This window comes from Flavobacterium okayamense (genome assembly GCF_019702945.1).
Taxonomy (GTDB): Bacteria; Bacteroidota; Bacteroidia; order Flavobacteriales; family Flavobacteriaceae; genus Flavobacterium; species Flavobacterium okayamense.
Window position 1 is genome coordinate 87185 of record NZ_AP024749.1, and the last position, 19274, is coordinate 106458.

The 19274-nt window shown below is 29.9% G+C and carries 19 protein-coding genes; 7 read left to right on the forward strand and 12 right to left on the reverse strand.

Annotation, left to right across the window (positions count from 1 at the left end):
* Positions 1–10: 10 nt before the first annotated feature.
* Positions 11–2209: a DNA helicase RecQ gene (recQ, locus tag KK2020170_RS00420; protein WP_221258852.1), complete on the reverse strand. Its 2199-nt coding sequence runs from the start codon at positions 2207–2209 to the stop codon at positions 11–13.
* 83 nt (positions 2210–2292) lie between these two features.
* On the opposite strand from recQ, the gene KK2020170_RS00425 reads away from it, so the two are divergent.
* The 5 genes from KK2020170_RS00425 (at position 2293) to KK2020170_RS00445 (ending at position 6111) form a co-directional block, all read left to right on the forward strand.
* A complete protein-coding gene (locus tag KK2020170_RS00425) occupies positions 2293–3258 on the forward strand; it encodes a KpsF/GutQ family sugar-phosphate isomerase (protein WP_255567324.1) in 966 nt (321 codons plus the stop codon).
* Entirely contained in the window at positions 3258–4082 is an 825-nt protein-coding gene (gene tatC / locus KK2020170_RS00430; RefSeq protein ID WP_221258854.1) for a twin-arginine translocase subunit TatC, read from the forward strand. Before KK2020170_RS00425 ends, tatC begins: the two co-directional genes overlap by 1 nt.
* Positions 4083–4085: 3 nt before the next feature.
* Positions 4086–4430 carry a carboxymuconolactone decarboxylase family protein gene (locus KK2020170_RS00435; RefSeq protein ID WP_221258855.1) on the forward strand — a complete coding sequence of 115 codons (345 nt, stop codon included), beginning with the start codon at positions 4086–4088 and terminating at the stop codon, positions 4428–4430.
* A 157-nt stretch (positions 4431–4587) separates the two neighbouring features.
* Complete coding sequence (gene lptB, locus KK2020170_RS00440; protein WP_221258856.1) at positions 4588–5391, forward strand: LPS export ABC transporter ATP-binding protein; 804 nt, start codon at positions 4588–4590, stop codon at positions 5389–5391.
* Positions 5392–5469: 78 nt separating this feature from the next.
* Positions 5470–6111 carry a DUF4304 domain-containing protein gene (locus KK2020170_RS00445; protein ID WP_221258857.1) on the forward strand — a complete coding sequence of 214 codons (642 nt, stop codon included), beginning with the start codon at positions 5470–5472 and terminating at the stop codon, positions 6109–6111.
* Here the strand turns inward: KK2020170_RS00445 and KK2020170_RS00450 are convergent.
* From KK2020170_RS00450 to KK2020170_RS00480, 7 genes are all read right to left on the reverse strand, one after another.
* Complete coding sequence (locus tag KK2020170_RS00450; RefSeq protein WP_221258858.1) at positions 6091–6786, reverse strand: lycopene cyclase domain-containing protein; 696 nt, start codon at positions 6784–6786, stop codon at positions 6091–6093. The genes KK2020170_RS00445 and KK2020170_RS00450 overlap by 21 nt on opposite strands.
* A complete protein-coding gene (locus KK2020170_RS00455) occupies positions 6787–7236 on the reverse strand; it encodes a sterol desaturase family protein (protein ID WP_221258859.1) in 450 nt (149 codons plus the stop codon). It lies immediately after the preceding gene.
* Positions 7236–8078: a phytoene/squalene synthase family protein gene (locus tag KK2020170_RS00460; protein ID WP_221258860.1), complete on the reverse strand. Its 843-nt coding sequence runs from the start codon at positions 8076–8078 to the stop codon at positions 7236–7238. The genes KK2020170_RS00455 and KK2020170_RS00460 overlap by 1 nt, the downstream gene beginning before the upstream one ends.
* Positions 8079–8080: 2 nt before the next feature.
* A complete protein-coding gene (locus KK2020170_RS00465; RefSeq protein ID WP_221258861.1) occupies positions 8081–9541 on the reverse strand; it encodes a phytoene desaturase family protein in 1461 nt (486 codons plus the stop codon).
* 62 nt (positions 9542–9603) lie between these two features.
* A complete protein-coding gene (locus KK2020170_RS00470) occupies positions 9604–10494 on the reverse strand; it encodes a MerR family transcriptional regulator (protein WP_221258862.1) in 891 nt (296 codons plus the stop codon).
* Positions 10495–10528: 34 nt separating this feature from the next.
* Positions 10529–11386, reverse strand: a complete 858-nt coding sequence (locus KK2020170_RS00475) for a glycoside hydrolase family 25 protein (RefSeq protein ID WP_221258863.1) — start codon at positions 11384–11386, stop codon at positions 10529–10531.
* Positions 11386–12123, reverse strand: coding sequence for a CDP-alcohol phosphatidyltransferase family protein (locus tag KK2020170_RS00480; protein ID WP_221258864.1), 738 nt, complete (start codon positions 12121–12123; stop codon positions 11386–11388). Before KK2020170_RS00480 ends, KK2020170_RS00475 begins: the two co-directional genes overlap by 1 nt.
* Positions 12124–12222: 99 nt before the next feature.
* On the opposite strand from KK2020170_RS00480, the gene KK2020170_RS00485 reads away from it, so the two are divergent.
* Both KK2020170_RS00485 and KK2020170_RS00490 read left to right on the forward strand, forming a co-directional pair.
* Entirely contained in the window at positions 12223–13299 is a 1077-nt protein-coding gene (locus KK2020170_RS00485; protein WP_488212475.1) for a putative type IX sorting system protein PorV2, read from the forward strand.
* Positions 13300–13309: 10 nt separating this feature from the next.
* Complete coding sequence (locus KK2020170_RS00490) at positions 13310–14404, forward strand: lipoprotein N-acyltransferase Lnb domain-containing protein (RefSeq protein WP_221258865.1); 1095 nt, start codon at positions 13310–13312, stop codon at positions 14402–14404.
* Here KK2020170_RS00490 and KK2020170_RS00495 read toward each other — a convergent pair.
* The 4 genes from KK2020170_RS00495 to KK2020170_RS00510 are packed head-to-tail and all read right to left on the reverse strand — an operon-like array spanning position 14384 to position 19262.
* The gene (locus tag KK2020170_RS00495; protein WP_221258866.1) at positions 14384–15769 is read right to left on the reverse strand and encodes an exopolysaccharide biosynthesis polyprenyl glycosylphosphotransferase; all 1386 of its coding nucleotides are present in this window, start codon (positions 15767–15769) and stop codon (positions 14384–14386) included. The genes KK2020170_RS00490 and KK2020170_RS00495 overlap by 21 nt on opposite strands.
* Positions 15770–15819: 50 nt before the next feature.
* Positions 15820–16824, reverse strand: coding sequence for a glycosyltransferase family 4 protein (locus KK2020170_RS00500; protein ID WP_221258867.1), 1005 nt, complete (start codon positions 16822–16824; stop codon positions 15820–15822).
* Positions 16799–18151, reverse strand: a complete 1353-nt coding sequence (locus KK2020170_RS00505; RefSeq protein WP_221258868.1) for an O-antigen ligase family protein — start codon at positions 18149–18151, stop codon at positions 16799–16801. Before KK2020170_RS00505 ends, KK2020170_RS00500 begins: the two co-directional genes overlap by 26 nt.
* Positions 18141–19262 (reverse strand): glycosyltransferase, encoded by a 1122-nt coding sequence (locus KK2020170_RS00510; protein ID WP_315861817.1) that lies wholly within the window; start codon positions 19260–19262, stop codon positions 18141–18143. Before KK2020170_RS00510 ends, KK2020170_RS00505 begins: the two co-directional genes overlap by 11 nt.
* Positions 19263–19274 lie beyond the last annotated feature (12 nt).

Consider the following 19274-nt stretch of genomic DNA (forward strand, 5'->3'; position numbering starts at 1 on the left):
TTATTGGTTTTTAATTCGCTACTTCGCTAATGAATTTAATTCGCATTAATCGTAATTCTTCGGTGTCATAATCACCATCGAATTCTTTTAACGCTTCATCAATTCTATCGGATTCAGAATCCATAAAATAATCGTGAATTTCTTCTTGTTGGTCTTCATCTAAGATATCATCTACCCAATAGCTAATATTTAGTTTTGTTCCCGAATAGACAATTTGTTCCATTGCTTTAAGCAACTCATCCATCTCTAATCCTTTTGCTTTTGCAATATCATCTAAACCTAATTTTTTATCAACGCTTTGAATAATATAAAGCTTTAATGCCGAATTTGTTCCTGTAGATTTTACCACTAAATCATCAGGACGTATAATGTCGTTATCGTCAACATATTGCTCAATAAGTTGGATAAAAGGTTTTCCGTATTTTTTGGCTTTTCCTTCACCTACTCCTTGAACATTTGAAAGTTCTTCAATTGTTACTGGATATTTTAAAGCCATGTCTTCTAACGAAAACTCTTGAAAAACAACATAAGGAGGAACACCTTCCTTTTTAGCCACTTTCTTACGTAAATCGACAAGCATTTTCATTAAGGCTTCATCCGAAGTGCCAGTAGATTTTGCAGCAGCTACAATATTTTCATCTTCTTCTTCACTATATTCATGATCTTCAGACATCATAAAAATATAAGGCTTATCAATAAATTGATGTCCTTTTTCGGTTACTTTTAAAACACCATACGTTTCGATATCTTTTTTGATTAAGCCATCTACTAAAACCTGACGAATTAGTGCCATCCAAAATCGCTCATCAAATTTTTCTCCTCTACCAAACAAAGGATTGTTATCAATCTTATGCGCTTTGATAATAGCATTTACCTTTCCTGTTAAAGCGAAAATAATTTCTTTTGATTTAAATTTCTCGTTTGTATCGCGAATTACTTTCAATAATAATTGTACTTGATCTTGAGCTTCAACTTTTTTCTTAGGATTGCGCACATTGTCATCCATATCTGCCCCCTCACCAGTTTCTACATCAAATTCTTCACCAAAATAATGTAATAAATATTTTCTTCTTGACATTGACGTTTCAGCATAAGCCACAACTTCTTGCAATAATGCATAACCAACTTCTTGTTCAGCAATTGGTTTTCCTGCCATGAACTTTTCAAGCTTTTCGATATCCTTATATGAATAGTATGCTAAACAATGTCCTTCTCCTCCATCACGTCCTGCACGACCAGTTTCTTGGTAATAACTTTCAAGTGATTTCGGAATATCGTGGTGAATTACATAGCGAACATCGGGTTTATCGATACCCATACCAAAAGCAATTGTTGCCACAACTACATCTACATCTTCCATTAAGAACATATCTTGATGTTTGGCTCTTGTTTTAGCATCTAAGCCGGCATGATAGGGAACGGCACTAATTCCGTTTACTTGTAAAAGTTGGGCAATATCTTCCACTTTTTTACGACTCAAACAATATATAACACCAGATTTTCCTTTGTGTTGTTTAATAAAACGAATAATATCTCCTTCAACATTTTTAGTTTTAGGGCGTATTTCGTAAAATAAATTGGGACGGTTAAAAGAAGCCTTAAAAGTATTAGCATTAGACATGTCTAAGTTTTTCAAAATATCTTCTTGAACCTTTGGTGTAGCAGTAGCTGTTAAACCTATCACAGGAATATCGTCTCCTAACTGTTTAATAATTCCTTTTAGGTTTCTATATTCTGGTCGGAAATCGTGTCCCCATTCGGAAATACAGTGTGCTTCATCTATCGCTACAAAAGAAATTTTAACATCTCGTAAAAAATAAATATATTCTTCTTTAGTAAGGGACTCTGGCGCAACGTATAACATTTTAGTTACACCATTTACAATATCTTTTTTAACCTGATTGATTTCGGTTTTAGTTAGCGAAGAATTTAATACATGGGCTACACCTAATTCAGAACCTAAACTTCTTATGGCATCTACTTGATTCTTCATTAATGCAATTAACGGAGAAACTACAATGGCAGTTCCGTCTAACACTAAAGCCGGTAATTGATAACACAAAGACTTTCCTCCACCCGTAGGCATGATTACAAAAGTGTTATTTCCGTGAATAATGCTATTAACTACTTGTTCTTGAAGTCCTTTGAACTGGTTAAACCCGAAATATTTTTTTAATTCCTTGTGTAAATCAATTTCGTTCGGTTTCATTCGCTATTAATATGATTTTACCTAAATTTGCAAACATAAAGATACAATTTTCTTTAAAAACACAAAACATAATTACAATAACTTTGAACACAACAACAACTATACTACAATCGGCTCAAAAAACCATTTTAGAGGAAAGCAAAAGCATCTCACAATTAACTGATTATCTTACCGTAGAGTTTGCAGAAGCGGTTTTAAAAATTTATGAAACCAAAGGAAGATTAGTCGTGACAGGAATTGGCAAAAGTGCCATCATTGCGCAAAAGATAGTAGCTACTTTAAATTCAACAGGAACTCCTTCTTTATTCTTACATGCATCGGAGGCGGTTCACGGCGATTTAGGAATGGTTCAACCTGGCGATATTATCATTTGTATTTCTAAAAGTGGTAATAGTCCGGAAATTAAAGTTTTAGTTCCGTTGTTAAAAAGACATGATAATATTTTAATAGGAATGACTTCCGATAGAAATTCGTTCTTAGGAAAAGAATCACATTATATTATGCATGCACATGTTGATAAAGAAGCGTGTCCGAATAATTTAGCACCAACAAATAGTACTACTGCTCAATTGGTTCTAGGTGATGCGCTTGCAGTTGCTTTAATGGAATTGCGTCAATTTAAAAGTGAAGACTTTGCTTTATATCATCCAGGTGGCGCTTTAGGTAAAAAATTATTACTTCGCGTAGCCGACATGCTCGATACCACACATACGCCTCAAGTAACTCCAGAAGCTTCTATTAAAAAAGTTATCATGGAAATTTCAGAAAAACGATTAGGTGTTACTGCTGTAATTGAAAATGAAAAAGTTATTGGGATTATTACAGATGGTGATATTCGTAGAATGTTGAACACAAATGACACTTTCACGCATTTAACAGCTAAAGATATCATGACTAAAAATCCGAAAAACATTTCCTCTGAGATTTTGGTTTCTGAAGCTTTAAGTATTTTGGAAAACAATTCGATTACACAACTTGTTGTTATTGATAACGATAATTATAAAGGCATTTTACATTTACACGACATTTTAAAAGAAGGAATAGTATAATGGCAAAAAATCTTGGCGAAATGTCATTTTTAGACCATCTTGAAGAGTTAAGATGGTTATTAGTTAGAAGTACAATTGCAATTTTAGCTTGTGCGGCGGTTGCATTTTTCTTTAGTGATTTTATTTTTGACAATATTATTTTTGGGCCAAAAAATCCAGATTTCATTACTTATAGATGGTTTTGCGATTTATCGCAGCAATTTGGTTTAGATAAAAGTTTGTGTGTAACTGAAATCCCAATGCGCATTCAAAGTCGTGAAATGGGCGGACAATTTTCGGCTCACATGTGGACCTCTATTACTGCTGGTTTTATAATAGGTTTTCCATTTATATTATGGGAATTTTGGAAATTTATTAGTCCAGCACTATATGAAAATGAAAGAAAATATGCGAAAGCTTTTATTATAATTGCTTCATTATTATTCTTTATTGGAGTTTTATTTGGCTATTATTTAATTGCACCACTTTCGGTTAATTTCTTAGCAAATTATAATATAAGCGAACAAATTTTCAACGATATTGACTTGGCTTCATATATAAGTTTATTGCGATCTTCAACTGTTGCTTGTGGTTTGCTTTTTGAACTTCCAATTATCATTTATTTCTTAACTAAACTTGGTTTAGTAACGCCTGCCTTTTTAAGAAAATATCGAAAATATACTTTAATTATAGTGCTCATTTTATCAGCAATTATTACACCGCCAGATATTTTAAGTCAAGTTATTGTAGCCATCCCTATCATGATTCTATATGAAATTAGTATTCTAATTAGTGCTATGGTTGTAAAAAAACAAATTGAAACAACAGACATCGTAAAAAAATAAGTTATGAATAATCCTGTAAAAGAATTCAACGACTATCGAGCTAAAATGAATGAAAAATTATTAGCCGATGATAATAAAGTGATTAAGCGTATATTCAACTTAGATACGAACGCTTATATGGAAGGCCATTTAGATGTTAAAACCAAAGAGCTGTTAGGCCTAGTTGCTTCAGCAGTATTACGTTGTGATGATTGTATTAAATATCATTTAGAAACAAGTTATAAAAACGGAATTACTAAAGCTGAAATGATGGAAGCCATGAGTATTGCAACATTAGTAGGTGGAACAATTGTAATTCCCCATCTAAGAAGAGCTTATGAATTTTGGGAAGCACTTGAAAACAATTAGATAATTTGAAAATGAATCAATTTGAAGATGTAATTATTTGTTAACACCTCTAATTGATTAATTATTTTTAACTTTATTTGCTTGTTGAATAAATGAAGTTTCGAAGCAATTATAATATTTTCAAATCTTCAAATTTTTAAATTTTCAAATTAAAAAAATGAAACTAAGAGCTGATAACTTAATCAAAACCTATAAAAAACGTACTGTTGTAAAAGGAATTTCCGTTGAAGTAAATCAAGGTGAAATTGTTGGTTTATTGGGACCAAATGGTGCCGGAAAAACGACTTCTTTTTATATGATTGTAGGTTTAGTAAAACCAAATAGTGGGAACATTTATTTGGACGATACTGATATTACCGATTTCCCAATGTACAAACGTGCGCAACACGGAATTGGTTATCTAGCTCAAGAAGCTTCGGTATTTAGAAAGTTAAGTATTGAAGATAATATTATGAGTGTGTTACAATTAACGAATCTTTCAAAAGCAGAACAAGAAGCCAAAATGGAAGAGTTAATTGATGAATTTGCCCTACAACACATTCGCACCAATCGTGGTGATTTACTTTCGGGTGGTGAAAGAAGACGTACGGAAATTGCTCGCGCGCTTGCTACTGATCCAAAGTTTATTTTATTAGACGAACCTTTTGCAGGAGTTGACCCTGTTGCGGTGGAAGATATTCAGCGTATTGTAGCGCAATTGAAAAACAAAAACATTGGTATTTTAATTACCGACCACAATGTACAAGAAACTTTAGCGATTACCGACAAAACCTATTTAATGTTTGAAGGTGGCATTCTAAAAGCTGGAAAACCAGAAGAATTAGCGGCTGATGAAGTGGTAAGACGTGTTTATTTAGGACAAAATTTTGAATTACGTAAAAAGAAAATCGATTTTGACGCACCTAAAACGACTATCATTCATGGTAAAGGCGAATTAAATTTGAATAAGGATTTGGAGTAATTCCTCTAAACTTTAATTCTGAACTATTTTAATAAAATTTGAAAAAAGAAGTCAAATTTTTCATTATTACAATAGACTATGATTTCATCTACTGAATTTAGGAAACATATTTCTAAAATCTTATCTGGAAAATTAAAAGAATTGGGTTTTAAAGGTTCTGGCTTTAATTATATAATGGATTCTGAACATTTTGTTTTTACTATTGGTATTCAAGCTAGTAGATATGGTGGACAATGTTGTACAGAATTTGGAATTCAACCCAAAACAGTCGATACTAACGGATATGAAAAATTAAACTTTAAAAAACTCAAATACTATAATTGTGAATTTAGAACACGTCTATCACCAAAAGGACAAGGCGATTATTGGTGGAAATATTCTGAATTAGAAAATAGAAATATTGAGATTGCTAATGATATTTTAAATGTTATTGAAAAAAAAGTCATACCAATAATTGACTTATTCAAATCAAATAATAAAATTCTTGAAACCATAGAAGTTAAAGACCTTGACAACATGTATGTAAGTACTGCAGAAAAACTTGGAGGAATGAGTTTTGGAACAAGTTATATACGAATGGCTTGGGTACTAACAAAAGTATTTGAAAAAGAAAATCCAGCTAAATCAAAAGAATTTGCTAAGTATGCATTATCTAAAATGAATGAAAAAAGCGTTTTTTTTGGAATTGATTATCTTAAGTCAATTGCTAATAAAAACTAATTTTTTCCTAAAATAATCAAACCAATCAATTATTACTGCTATTAGCAAAAAGCCATAAAAAGCATCTTCAAAAGGGATTGTTCCTATTCGAATACCTAAATTTTCAGCATCGTTGTACCAAACTACGGGTTCATCAATAAAACTTCCCGTAAGGATTCCGTTTACGATAAAAAAGAAAACTAAGGTTATAGCGTAGGAAAGATAATGTCGGCCCAAATACGTTTTTCGGTATAGATGAAACAACAAATATAAAGCTAACAGTCCAAAAGTAGAAGCGGTGTAACATTTGTCATAATTCATTACAAAAACTACAATGGAAAACGTTAAAAGAAAATTGGTAATGAGTTTATGTGATTTCTCTAGCGGATTTTGCTTTAGTAAAAATTCCATCGAAAAATAAACAAACACACTAGAATACGGAATACAAATAAAGAACAAAACTTCCTCTAGAGGTAAATTGAAAACTTTAATTCCAGTTAAATAGCGTTCGTTAAATCCCCAAACGCCAATATTTGTAAAATATGAATCCCAAACTAAAAAGAAAAGCCCAACAATAGCAATTCCTTTAAATAAAGGAATCCAATTCTTATAATACGCATGTTTCGGATAAAAACTAGCCAAGAATGGCACAGAAAGTGTCAGTAAATCTATTATTAAGTAGAGATACTTTTCCATTTACATTGAAAAATACTTTTTAGGAACAAACAACATCCCAAAACATTCACCATGCTCTTTCCCTAAATGTTTATGGTGAATTTTGTGTGCTTTTCGTAATCCTATTAAGTATTTATTTTTAGTGTTTTTAAACCATTTAAAACGTTGATGAATTAAAACATCATGCACTAAGAAGTAAGCGATTCCGTATAGTAAAATACCTAAACCAATGAAAAATTTAAAGTTTAAGACCGGCTCTAATCCAAAATAAAACAAGGCAATACTCGGAATAGCAAATATGACAAAAAACGCATCGTTTTTTTCCAATATATTTTGATATCTAGGTTGGTGATGATCCTCGTGTAAATACCATAAAAATCCGTGCATCACAAATTTGTGAGTACACCAAGTTACACCTTCCATGGTTATGAAAGTCGCTAAAGTTATTCCTATGAACAATAAATATTCCATTAAGCTTGGATTATATTAAACTGATAACGTAAATACGATTTACCCAAAATTACTAATTTTAAAGGATTTGACACACGAATTCTTTTACTTAAAAATTCATTTGGTTGTGTTTTACTAATCTTTTTCATCAAGCTTTTATAGTAACGATAGGCTGTATAAACGCCAAATTTAGCTTCAATTGGTAATTTTAAAATTCCTTTAAAAGCTTCTTCGAAATCTTGATTGATTTCATTTATTATTTTTGTTTTGTCTTCATTACTCAAAGATTCAAAATCAATACCAGGAAAATAAACTCTTCCTAAGCTTTCGTAATCGTGTTTTAAATCACGTAAGAAATTTACCTTTTGAAAAGCTGAGCCCAATCGCATAGCACTTGCTTTTAACTCTTCATACTTCTCTTCATCTCCTTTTACAAATACTTTCAAGCACATTAATCCAACCACATCAGCAGAACCAAAAATATATTCTTCATATTCTGCATACGAATTATATTCTTTCTTGGTTAAATCCATTCGCATACTATTCATAAAAGGTTTAACCAATTCTTGTAATTGATATTGATGCACTACTTTTTGGAATGCATTTAAAATAGGATTTAGACTTATTTTTCGTTCTAGTGCTTTTTCGTATTCTGCTTCAAACTCATCAAGTAATAACTCTTGATTAAATTCATCAAAAGTATCTACAATCTCATCTGCACAACGCACAAAACCATATATAGCATAAATATCGTCTTGTATTTCTGGCGAAAGCATTTTTATAGCTAACGAAAATGAAGTACTATAAGTAGTTGTAATTTTCTTGCTACACTCTAGCGAAGAAACGTCGAATAATGATTTCATAATCAGATGGATTTTAGAATTTTTTCACTTACAATTTTACCTGAAATAATTGATGGAGGAACACCTGGACCAGGAACTGTTAGCTGGCCAGTAAAAAATAAATTTCGAACTTTTCTACTCTTTATTTTGGGTCTTAAAAATGCCGTTTGACTTAAAACATTCGCCAAACCATAAGCATTACCTTTGTATGAATTATAATCTTCAATAAAATTTCGCACACAATAGCTTTCTTTAAATAATATAGAATCAGAAACATTTTGATTTATTAATACTTCTAAACGTTTAATAATCTTATCAAAATATTTAGCTCTCAATTCATCTGTATCTTCTAATCCGGGTGCAATTGGAATTAAAAAAACTCCGGCTTCTTTACCTTCTGGAGCAAAAAAAGCATCTGTTTTTGATGGAAAACTTGCATAAAACAAAGGCTCTTTAGGCCATTCTTTTGTATCATAAATTGTTTTGGCATGAACTTCAAATGAAGTATCAAAAAACAAGGTATGATGTTCAATGTTCTCAATTTTTTTATCAAACCCAACATAAAAAAGCAATGAAGACGGAGCAAATATTTTCTTATCCCAATATTCCTCTGAATACATTCTATATCTTTCTTCTAATAATGTTTCTGAATGATGATAATCAGCACCACTTAAAACAGCATCAAAAAATATTTCTTCACTATTAACTACTATTCCTTTTGCATTACCATTATCAACTATGATTTTTGAAACATTAGCATTTGTTTGAAATTCTACTCCAAGACTTTGTGCTAAAGTTACCATAGCTTCAACCACTGCATACATTCCCTTTTTTGGATGCCAAGTACCTAATCCAAAATCGGCATAATTCATAAAGTTATAAAAAGATGGCGTATTAGAAGGTTTAGCACCTAAAAATAAAACTGGAAATTCTAGAATTTGTATTAAACGTTCGTCTTTAAATACTTTTCTAACATCTCTTTTAATCGTTGAAAAAAATTGATGAACACGTAAAGCTGTTTCTAAGCTAATTAATTCTAAAATTGAATCTCCAGGCTTATACACCATTTTCTCAACCGCAATTGCATAATTGTCTTTTGCCTCTTGAATGAATTTTTTAAGCTTTTTCCCACTACCCGCTTCAATACTTTCGAAAGTAGAAGCAATATCATCTAAATTATCAGAAATAGTGATTTCTTCATTTTCACCAAAATACACTTTATAAGCTGGAGCTAACTTATCTAGCTCATAATAATCAGAAGGTTTTTTATCAAAATCATTGAAAAATTTTTCAAAGACATCAGGCATCCAATACCATGTGGGCCCCATATCAAAATTAAAACCGTCTTTAGAAAATCGCCTAGCTCTTCCTCCAATCGAAGCATTTTTCTCAAAAACAGTAACATCTAAACCGCTTTTTGCTAAATAGCATGCTGCCGATAAAGAGGAAAAACCAGAACCAATAATGGCAATTTTCTTTTTCATAAAATTTTTTGTTTAACAAATATAGTATTTTTATTGAACAAAATAAAGTATAGCAAAAAAAATTATAGCTCTAATAATAAATTTTGAATACCATTGTAGGTATAAACATCCTTTATAGTAGACTTAAAATCAAAAACTTGTTTTCCTAAAATACAGAATCTATCACTTTCTCGAGTTAAAATTTCTGACTTGAATTGATTTAAATAATCAACTAATTTTTCAGATTCAGGTTGAACGGTAAAATAACTAACAAAAGTTACTTTAGAATAGTACTTTTTCACTTCTATTAAATCTTCCATTGGAACGCTACCTCCAAGATAGATAACATGTTTGTTTCTTTTTAATAACAAATAATTCACAAACATAATTCCTAACTCATGTATCTCATGCATTGGTAAAAACAAAACAAACACTTCACTATCGTCAAAAGTATTTTTTTGCTGTTGTTCAATTTCAGAAAATAATTTTTGGCGAATCAGAGAACTAATAAAATGCTCATGAATAGGTTTTAAGGTTTCAGTTTGCCATAAAAAACCTATTTCGTCTAATAAAGGTATAAATACTTCATAAAAAATTTCTTCAAAACTTTTTGTTTGAGCTATTTCATCATAAGTTTTTTGAAACAAACTTGCATCAAAATTAAACATTGCAAGTTTCATATTAGAAACTGCGTAAGATGCATTCGTCTTTTCTGAATAAATTTTTTGAGTTAAAGAAACTATTTCTTGCTCTGAAAGTTTAGAAATTTTGGAAATTTTATAACCAAAATTATTTAGGAAAGCAATATTTAATATTCGTTTTAAATCATTAGAATTATAGGAACGAATATTATTTTCGTCCCGATTTGGAGAAAACAAATCGTAGCGTTTTTCCCAAATTCTAATAGTGTGTGCTTTAATTCCTGAAAGATTTTCTAAATCTTTTACACTGAATACAGATTTTATATTGTTCATCGTAAACACTGTTTTGATTAAACAAATATAAAAATTATTTTTTTGTTGTTTCAACTAATCGTACAAAATCTCCATTAAAAAGATTTACATCGACCAAACCATTAATGCCTTCAATTTGAGCTTTCTCGGTAAATTGCCAAATTAACCAATGTTTATCGGGATGTTTTTTCCAAAAATTATAATTTGCTATCCAAAAAGGGTAATCTGAAAATTCTTTTTTTAAAAAATCAGTATAATAACTTTCTCCCGAATAAATAATAGGCTTCATTTTATAGTGTTGTTCCACCCTATCTAACCAACGGCGTAACCCAATTTTTAAACTATCTAACGATTGGGTTCTAGGCAATTTTTCAATATCTAAAACTGGGGGCAAATCGCCTTGTTCAATTTTAACAGTTGCAATAAAATTGTTAGCTTGTTGAATGGAATTTTCGTTGGGACGGTAATAGTGGTAAGCACCTCTAATAATACCTTTTTTCTTTGCGTTTTTCCAATTTTCTTTAAAACGTTTATCTTTTTTGTCTTTCCCAGCAGTTGCCCGTATAAATACAAAATCTAACGAAAAAGTATCTTCGATTTTTCCAAGATTTTCCCAATCAATTTTTTTTTGATATTCAGAAACATCAAACCCAACCATGAAATCTTTATGTGAATCTAAAACTTCGTAAATATGAATATCTACTATCTCTCTATCTTCTTTTGAAAGTGAATCGTAATTTTTAGTTTTAAATCCTAAGTAGTATAAAACTCCATCTCCGTATTCATAAGCGAATATTCCAATTCCTAGTAGAACAAAAAACAGAAATAAATATCCAACAACCTTCCACTCTCGATTTGTTTTAGGTTTATTTTTTGAAGTTGAATATGTTTTTCGCTTAATGGTTTTTGCCATTATTTAGATTCTGCAAAATTTAAAAAGATAGATATTAGAATGTATGAAAAAATGATTAATGGAATTGCTAAAACTCCAAAAAACAATAATAAAACAACAGAATAAACTAAAAAGCTAAGTTGCACTTTACTTTTTGCCCAATTAATTTCTTTCATTTTTAAAGAAAATAATTTTATTTCAGCGTTTAACAAATAAGCACTAAGTACAGTAATTCCTAATAAAACGTAAGGATTGTAAAGTAAGTTTGTTAACCATTCATATTGATCTGCATATTGAATCATTGGAATACTCATAATAAACAACGTATTTGCAGGTGTTGGCAACCCAATAAAATTTTCGGTTTGTCTATCGTCAATATTAAATTTTGCCAAACGGTAACAAGATGCAATTGTGATTAAAAAACCTAAATAAGGCACAAATCCCATGTAATAGGTTTCATCTGTTAACATATAATCTATATCATTCATTTGAATATATTCAAACAGCTTAAAAATCATTAAACCCGGAACAACACCACTCGTTACCATATCAGCTAATGAATCTAATTGTAAACCTAGTTCGCTTGAAACATTTAATTTACGTGCAGCAAATCCGTCCCAAAAATCAAAGAAAATACCTAAACATACAAAATAAAAAGCATGATCGAAATAACCATTAAATACACTCACTAGAGCTAATAAGCCTGAAAAAAGATTAAGTAAAGTTAATGCGTTTGGAATATATTTTTTAACTGACATAGTTCTTGTTTAAACTTTGAACAAAGATAATACAATAAGTTAGCACTTTTAGAGTTTACTAATTAAGATTTTTATTTGATATTTGTAAAAAAATTGTTTTTGAAAAAGTTACTCTACTTTTTACTAATTATTTCGTGCATAGAAACAACTGCTCAGGCTGTTAGAAAATATTCTAATGAGTTTATGAGTATTGGTGTTGATGCTGCAGCTTTGGGAATGAGTAACACCGTTACTGCCCAAACTGGAGATGTTAACTCTGGTTATTGGAATCCTGCTGGTTTATTAAACCTTGAAGACAATCAAATTGGATTAATGCATGCTAATTATTTTGCCAATATTGCGCAATATGATTATGCGGCTTTTGCTATGCCAATTGACGATAGAAGTGCTGTTGGAATTTCGTTAATTCGTTTTGGTGTTGACGATATTTTAGATACTACTCAACTTATAGATAACCAAGGAAATATTGATTATAACAGAATTTCTTTATTTTCTACTGCTGATTATGGATTAACCGTTTCTTATGCCAGAAGTTTACCTATAGACGGTTTGAATTATGGTGTAAATGCAAAAGTTATTCATAGAGTTATTGGTGATTTTGCGAGTTCATGGGGTTTTGGTTTTGATATTGGACTTCAATACATTAGCGATGAAGAGGATTGGAAATTCGGTTTAATGTTGCGAGATATTACTACAACGTATAATACTTGGACAATAAACGAAGAAAAATATCAAGATATTCAAGACGCTATTCCTGGAGAAAATCAAGAATTACCAGAAACATCCGAAATTACACTTCCAAAAGCTCAATTAGGCGTTTCTAAAAAATATATAATTAGATACGATTACAGTATTACTGCTGCTGCAAATCTAAACATGCAATTTACAGAAACAAATGATATTATATCTACTGGTTTTGTAAGCATAGATCCAGCTGTAGGTTTTGAAGCTGGTTATTTGGATTTAATTTTCCTTCGTGGAGGTGTTGGTAATTTTCAACAAATTACACAAATTGATGGGAGTGATAAGCTGAGTTTTCAACCCAACTTTGGTGTTGGTTTTAGATACAAAGGAATTCAAGTAGATTATGCTTTAACCGATTTAGGAAATCAAAGCGCTGCTTTATATTCTAACATTTTTTCACTTAAAGTAGATTTTAGTATTTTTAGACATTAATTTATTAAAAATGCTTCAGAAATTCTTCACATTACTTTTTTTTTGGATTTCAACGTTTATCTTTTCACAGACGAATCTTTCGGAACAAGCTGAAATCAGTATTTTAAATTGTGGATTGGGTAACGAATCTTATTCGCTTTATGGTCATACTGCTTTGCGAGTTAAAGATACTTCTCAAAATTTAGATATTGTTTTCAATTATGGAACGTTTGATTTTAGCACGCCAAATTTTATTTTAAAATTCGTAAAAGGTGATTTACAATATTTTGTCTCCGCATATTCTTACAACGATTTTGAATATTCATATCAATATGAAAAACGTTCAATATTCGAACAAAAATTAAACCTTACACAAGCTCAAAAACAAGAGTTATTTAACAAAGTTTATAATTCGCTTTATTCTGAAGAAAAATTTTATACTTATAAGTTTATCGATCGCAATTGCACTACAATGGTTATTGATAAAGTAAACTCTACCATCAAGAGTAATACTATTGAGAGTATAAAACCGATTACAAAATCATACAGAGAGATTTTATATCCTTATCAAAAGAATCATTTCTTTTTAAATTTAGGTATCAATATAATGTTTGGTACAAAGGTAGATCAACCTGCAGAACGACTTTTCTTACCTTTTGATTTAATAGCTTCATTAGAACAAAATGAAACTTTAGCAAAACCTAAAGCAATACTTTATGAAGCACCGAAGAGCAATTATACCTCATCGATATTTGACAGTATTTATACCTTAATTATTGCTTTAGGTTTAATCCTATTAGCAAAGAAAAATTGGCTAACAAACACCTATTTTATTCTCTTAGGAGCTACAGGATTATTCTTTTGTTTAGTAGGCTTTTATTCTTTTCACGAAGAAGTATTATGGAACTACAATGCGTTATTGTTTAATCCTTTATATTTAGTTTTATTTTTCTTTTTACTTAAAAAACAAGCTAATAGAATTAAAATAACAGCAAGAATCATTTTAGTCTTTCACTTGATCTATATTGCTATGATGCTTAATAAAATTCACTTAGGAATTATTGCCCCTTTTCTAGTGGCTAATTTCATTTTATTGAGTAGAATTTTATTGCCCTCTAAAAAATAAAACAGTGCTTAGGGTTTTCATAAAAATATTAACATCTAAGAAAAGTGATCGATGTTTCATGTAGTATAAATCATAACGAAGTTTCATTAAACTATCATCAAGATTTTCGCCGTAAGGATAGTTAACTTGAGCCCAACCTGTAAGTCCAGGTTTTATTACATGTCGCGTTTTATACAAAGGAATGTTTTCAGCAATTTGTTCAACAAATATAGGCCGTTCTGGCCTTGGTCCAATAACTGACATTTCACCTTTTAAAACATTTATAAATTGTGGAACTTCGTCTAATCGAGATTTGCGAAGTAATTTCCCAAATGGAGTAATTCGAGTATCGTTTGTTTTAGCGAATACAGCACCTTCTTTTTCTGCATTAACAATCATTGTTCTAAGTTTTACAATATTAAAACTTTCACCATTTTTACCAACTCTTTCTTGTTTGTAAAATAAAGGTCCACGATTCCATATTAGATTAAAAGACCAAATAAAAGGTATTATAACTAAAAGACCCAGTAAACCTAATAATGCAAAAACAATATCAAATAAACGAGAATAGAATAAATAAAGCTTATTTTGATTACTTCTACTAAAAGGAAAGAATTTATACAATTCTTTATCATCAAAGTTTATCGGTAATCGATAAGTTGCTCCTTCATAAACGTCTGCATATTCTCTAATCACTACTCCGCTTTCTAAGATATTTAGTAATGCTTCATACATTTCAACCGAAATTGCTTTATTAGAATCGTTTGTTACTACAACTTCCGAAATATTATTTCCTAAAACATAATTAAAAAAATCACTCGTATTTACCTGAAGAATATTTGCTTTATTTTTCTTTTCATCTGTTGGAACATAAGCCTTAACTCTGTAATGCGGATTACCTAAGGTCAACTCTTTTGCATATTCATCAATTTTTTTACTACTACCTACTAAAATAACTTGTTTTATAAATCTATTAGATGCTAAAAAACTAATATAAATATTTCGCCAAAGTGCTAAAGCAAAAAGTATAGAGAAGAAGAAATATACTATTTGCAAACGATTATTTGGTAAAATTGGTGTATAAAATGGTGTAAGCAAATAAAACAAAGTTGTAATTGCACTTGTCAAAATTACACTTCGTATTATATAATAACGGTTACTCGCTACATGTAAATTATACATTTCAAAAATAGTTCCAAAACTATTGATATATAATGCCAAAACAATTGTCCAATAAAAGCTTGTTTCAGTAATTTTAAAATAATCAAAATTAAAATAAATGCTTACCCAATGTAGAATCCCTAAAACAAAAACAATATCTAGAATTCGCAAAAGAATTTTGCGTTCAGATATTTCAAAGTGAATTTTTTGGTTTTTAGGAGGCATATTAAAGATTTAATACGCAAAGTAATTAATAATTTTTAATAAAAAATGAATTATTGTAATAGTTTTTGCCAAAAAACTTTTACAGTATTCCAATCCCAAGACTCAGCTAATTCTCTTCCGTTTTTTGATAATTTTGAAGTTAAATTCGGATTTTTAAGAAGTAAATCAATTTTATTAACCATTGCATTAATATCTCCATCTTCAACTAACAATCCATTTACTTCATCTTCAACTAGAAAAGGAATTCCACCAACATTTGTAGAAACGACTGGCAGTCCAAGTGCCATAGCTTCCATTACACTTACAGGCGTATTATCAAAATGTGTTGTATTTATAAATATATCTTTAGTTTCGGATAACTCTCTCCATTCGTCTTTAGACAATCTCCCCATAAAATTAATCGCTAAACCTAATTCTAAACTTTTCTGTTTACAAGCATACAAACTTCCGTCTTTATCAGGTCCAACCATTGTAAGCGTAGCTTCTGGATAAATACCTTTTATTTTCTTAAAAACTTCAATTGCCATAAAAGGATTATAAATTGTGGCAAAAGCTCTTACCCAAAGTAATTTAGGAGCTATATCTTTTCTTTGAATAAAGTTATACTTTTTAATTTCAATTGAATTTGGAATAAATGTAACATTTGAATACCCTACACTTTCAAATTCATGTTTTAGATAATTTGAAGGTGCTACATTTTTGTAGGAGTTTTTAAAAATTAATTGGGTCAAAAAAGGATTTTTATATAATCTTTGAGGTAAGTTTCCACCATGTAGAATTGGTATATATTTTATTTTTCTAATTCTAGCTATTTGGCTGCAAATAAATGCAAACCAAAAGGCATTAGTACTGTAAGTATCAACTAACATGAAATCAACTTTAGAGCAAGTTAAAGTTGTCCAAGCCATATGCAAAAGTCTCAAAAGAAAATTTTTCTTGTTAGAAACTGAGACAACATTATACCCAACTAAATTCAAATCTTCACCTAGTGTTTCAACAGTAGTTTTATTTATACCATATTGACTTAACTTATTCCCTATGTACAATACTTTCATTCTCTTCAACAAATATTACATTTAGCAATGACAATGCATAAATAAAGGCTGGAGCAGCAAGCCTCATAGCAGCATGATTAATTGTAAGCCCCCAAAATGCTAAAAATGAAATTATAAAAATATTTCTACGATTGGCCAAAAACCTTAATATAGGCGTAAACAATAAAATTATAAAAGCTAAAACGCCAAACAAACCATGTTCAGCGACCATTCGAGTAATTTCATTATGAGACGCTGCTTCAATTCCTGTTAACTCTTCTCTATATTCTTTGTTTTTACCAACTCCTACTCCAAAAAAAGGATTATCTAAAAACATTTGCATTTCTGTGCTCATTAAAGTTTCTCTACCAGAAAGTTGACTTTCCTTCTCAATTCCTCTTGCGCTTTGATTTGCATATCGTTTATCAATCATTCCTTGAGTTTCTAATGAACTGTAAGTCCAAATTCCCAAACTGAAAATTATCCCAATAATTGCATAATAAATTAATCTTGCTTTAGCTTTAAAATTTAAAAGCAAAAATGTGAATATCAACAAAAAAACTATCATTGCTAAACCTGTCATTACACCTCCTCTAGAAAACGTAACAATTGCTCTAAAAGAGACAATTCCAAGTAAAATTGCATTAAAAAGTCTAATCGATCTACTTTTAGAATTTAATAAAATTTGAAAAAAGAATAAAAACATCCCTAAGCCCAAAACTGTTGAAACTTGATTTGGGCCATAACCTCCAGAAGCTTCAAAATTAGATTGTGTATTTGTAACAACATCTTTAACACTTGGCGTGAAAAGAAAAATATAAGTTGTAACAGTAGCTATAGGTAAAGTCATATATAATAAAACTTTCTTCAATACTTCGAATTTTATATCTTTCCCAAAACAGTAAATTGCACTTATTCCTAAACATACAGGACCAGAAATATTAAAAGCTATTGCCTTTCTTATATTTGTATCAAACCTAAGATTATTAATACCCACAAAAATACCCGGCAATAACAATAACAAGAATAGCACATAAATATAGGAGCTCTTTTTTATTCCATCATAAAACATCCCCAATATCATGAAAATAATAATAGAATATTTTGCATATTCTGTAATATGCATACCGTTTGTCATTCTAAAAAAAACTTCAATTCCAGTGATGTAAGCGGCAACTTGTAATACTTCTAAATTTCTATTTTTATTTTTTATTACATACCAAAGTCCGCCACCAAAAACTATTAAAGAATATAACTTTGTAAGTACTGGCAATAAAAAGCATATTACACCTAAAATAATGTGTAAAAAAATTAATTTTAAATATTTATTTCCAGAATTAGTTTCCATTTATTAAACTGAAATATTTTTTAAAAACCGCATTATCGGTATAATGATTTTCAATTGTAACTTTTAGATTTCCTCCCAATGTAACTCTTAGATTATTGTCTTCAATTAATGTAGATAAAGATGATACAAATTTGCTAATATCATCTACTTCAACTAGAATCCCATTATCGTTATTTTTAATAATCTTGGGTATTTCACCTACAGTTGTTGATATTACAGGTAAACCATGAATTCCATATTCTAACAAAGCAACAGGCAAACCCTCTGATTTAGAAGTTAAAATACCTATTGTTGACTGTTTCAAAATATTTGAAATATCTTCTTTTGTACCGTATAAAAATAAATTTGTATGTAAATTAAGTTCATTAATTTTTTGTTTCAATTGACTTGAATATTCATCTTGAAAATCTTTTCCAATTAAATGAAATGTCCAATCAGGATATTTCTGCACAATATTCTCAGCAATTTTTAATAAAAAAAAATGATTTTTTTGAGGCCTTAAATTTGCTAATAAAACTATTCTTTTATCTTCTTTACCCAAAAGCTCTGTTGATGCATTAGACAAAATATCTTCTTCTATTACAAAATTTGGCAAATAAGAAACTTTATCACAATTTAATTTATTCACACTCCATTTTGTTAATTGTTCGTTCACAGCAAAAATATTTGAGAAAAAATATGAAAAAATTGAAAGGACCCCACTACTTCTTTCATTCAAAAACTCACTATTCCCATAATGATCGTGCCAAACAACTTTTACTTTAGGATAAGTTAATTTTACCAATACTGCCCAAAAAAAAGAAGAACTGTGCGCGTGAATAAATTGTACCTTATGTTTAATACAAAATGTTCTTAATTTGAAAAAAGCTCGAACATCGTAATTATTTTTTTTATTCAAAAAACTATACTGTACTACTTTTTCTATTTGTTCTTTTAAAACACCTTCTTTTCTTGTCGCAATTAAACCCGAAAATGCTATTTTATTTGACAAACCATTAGCATAGTTTACTGCCATTCTCTCAGCACCACCAGGTTCTAAACTATCGATTAGTTGTACAATTCTTGTATTTTGGTAATTTGTTTCTATGCCAGATAATTTAAGGGTAAATATATAAAATCAAAA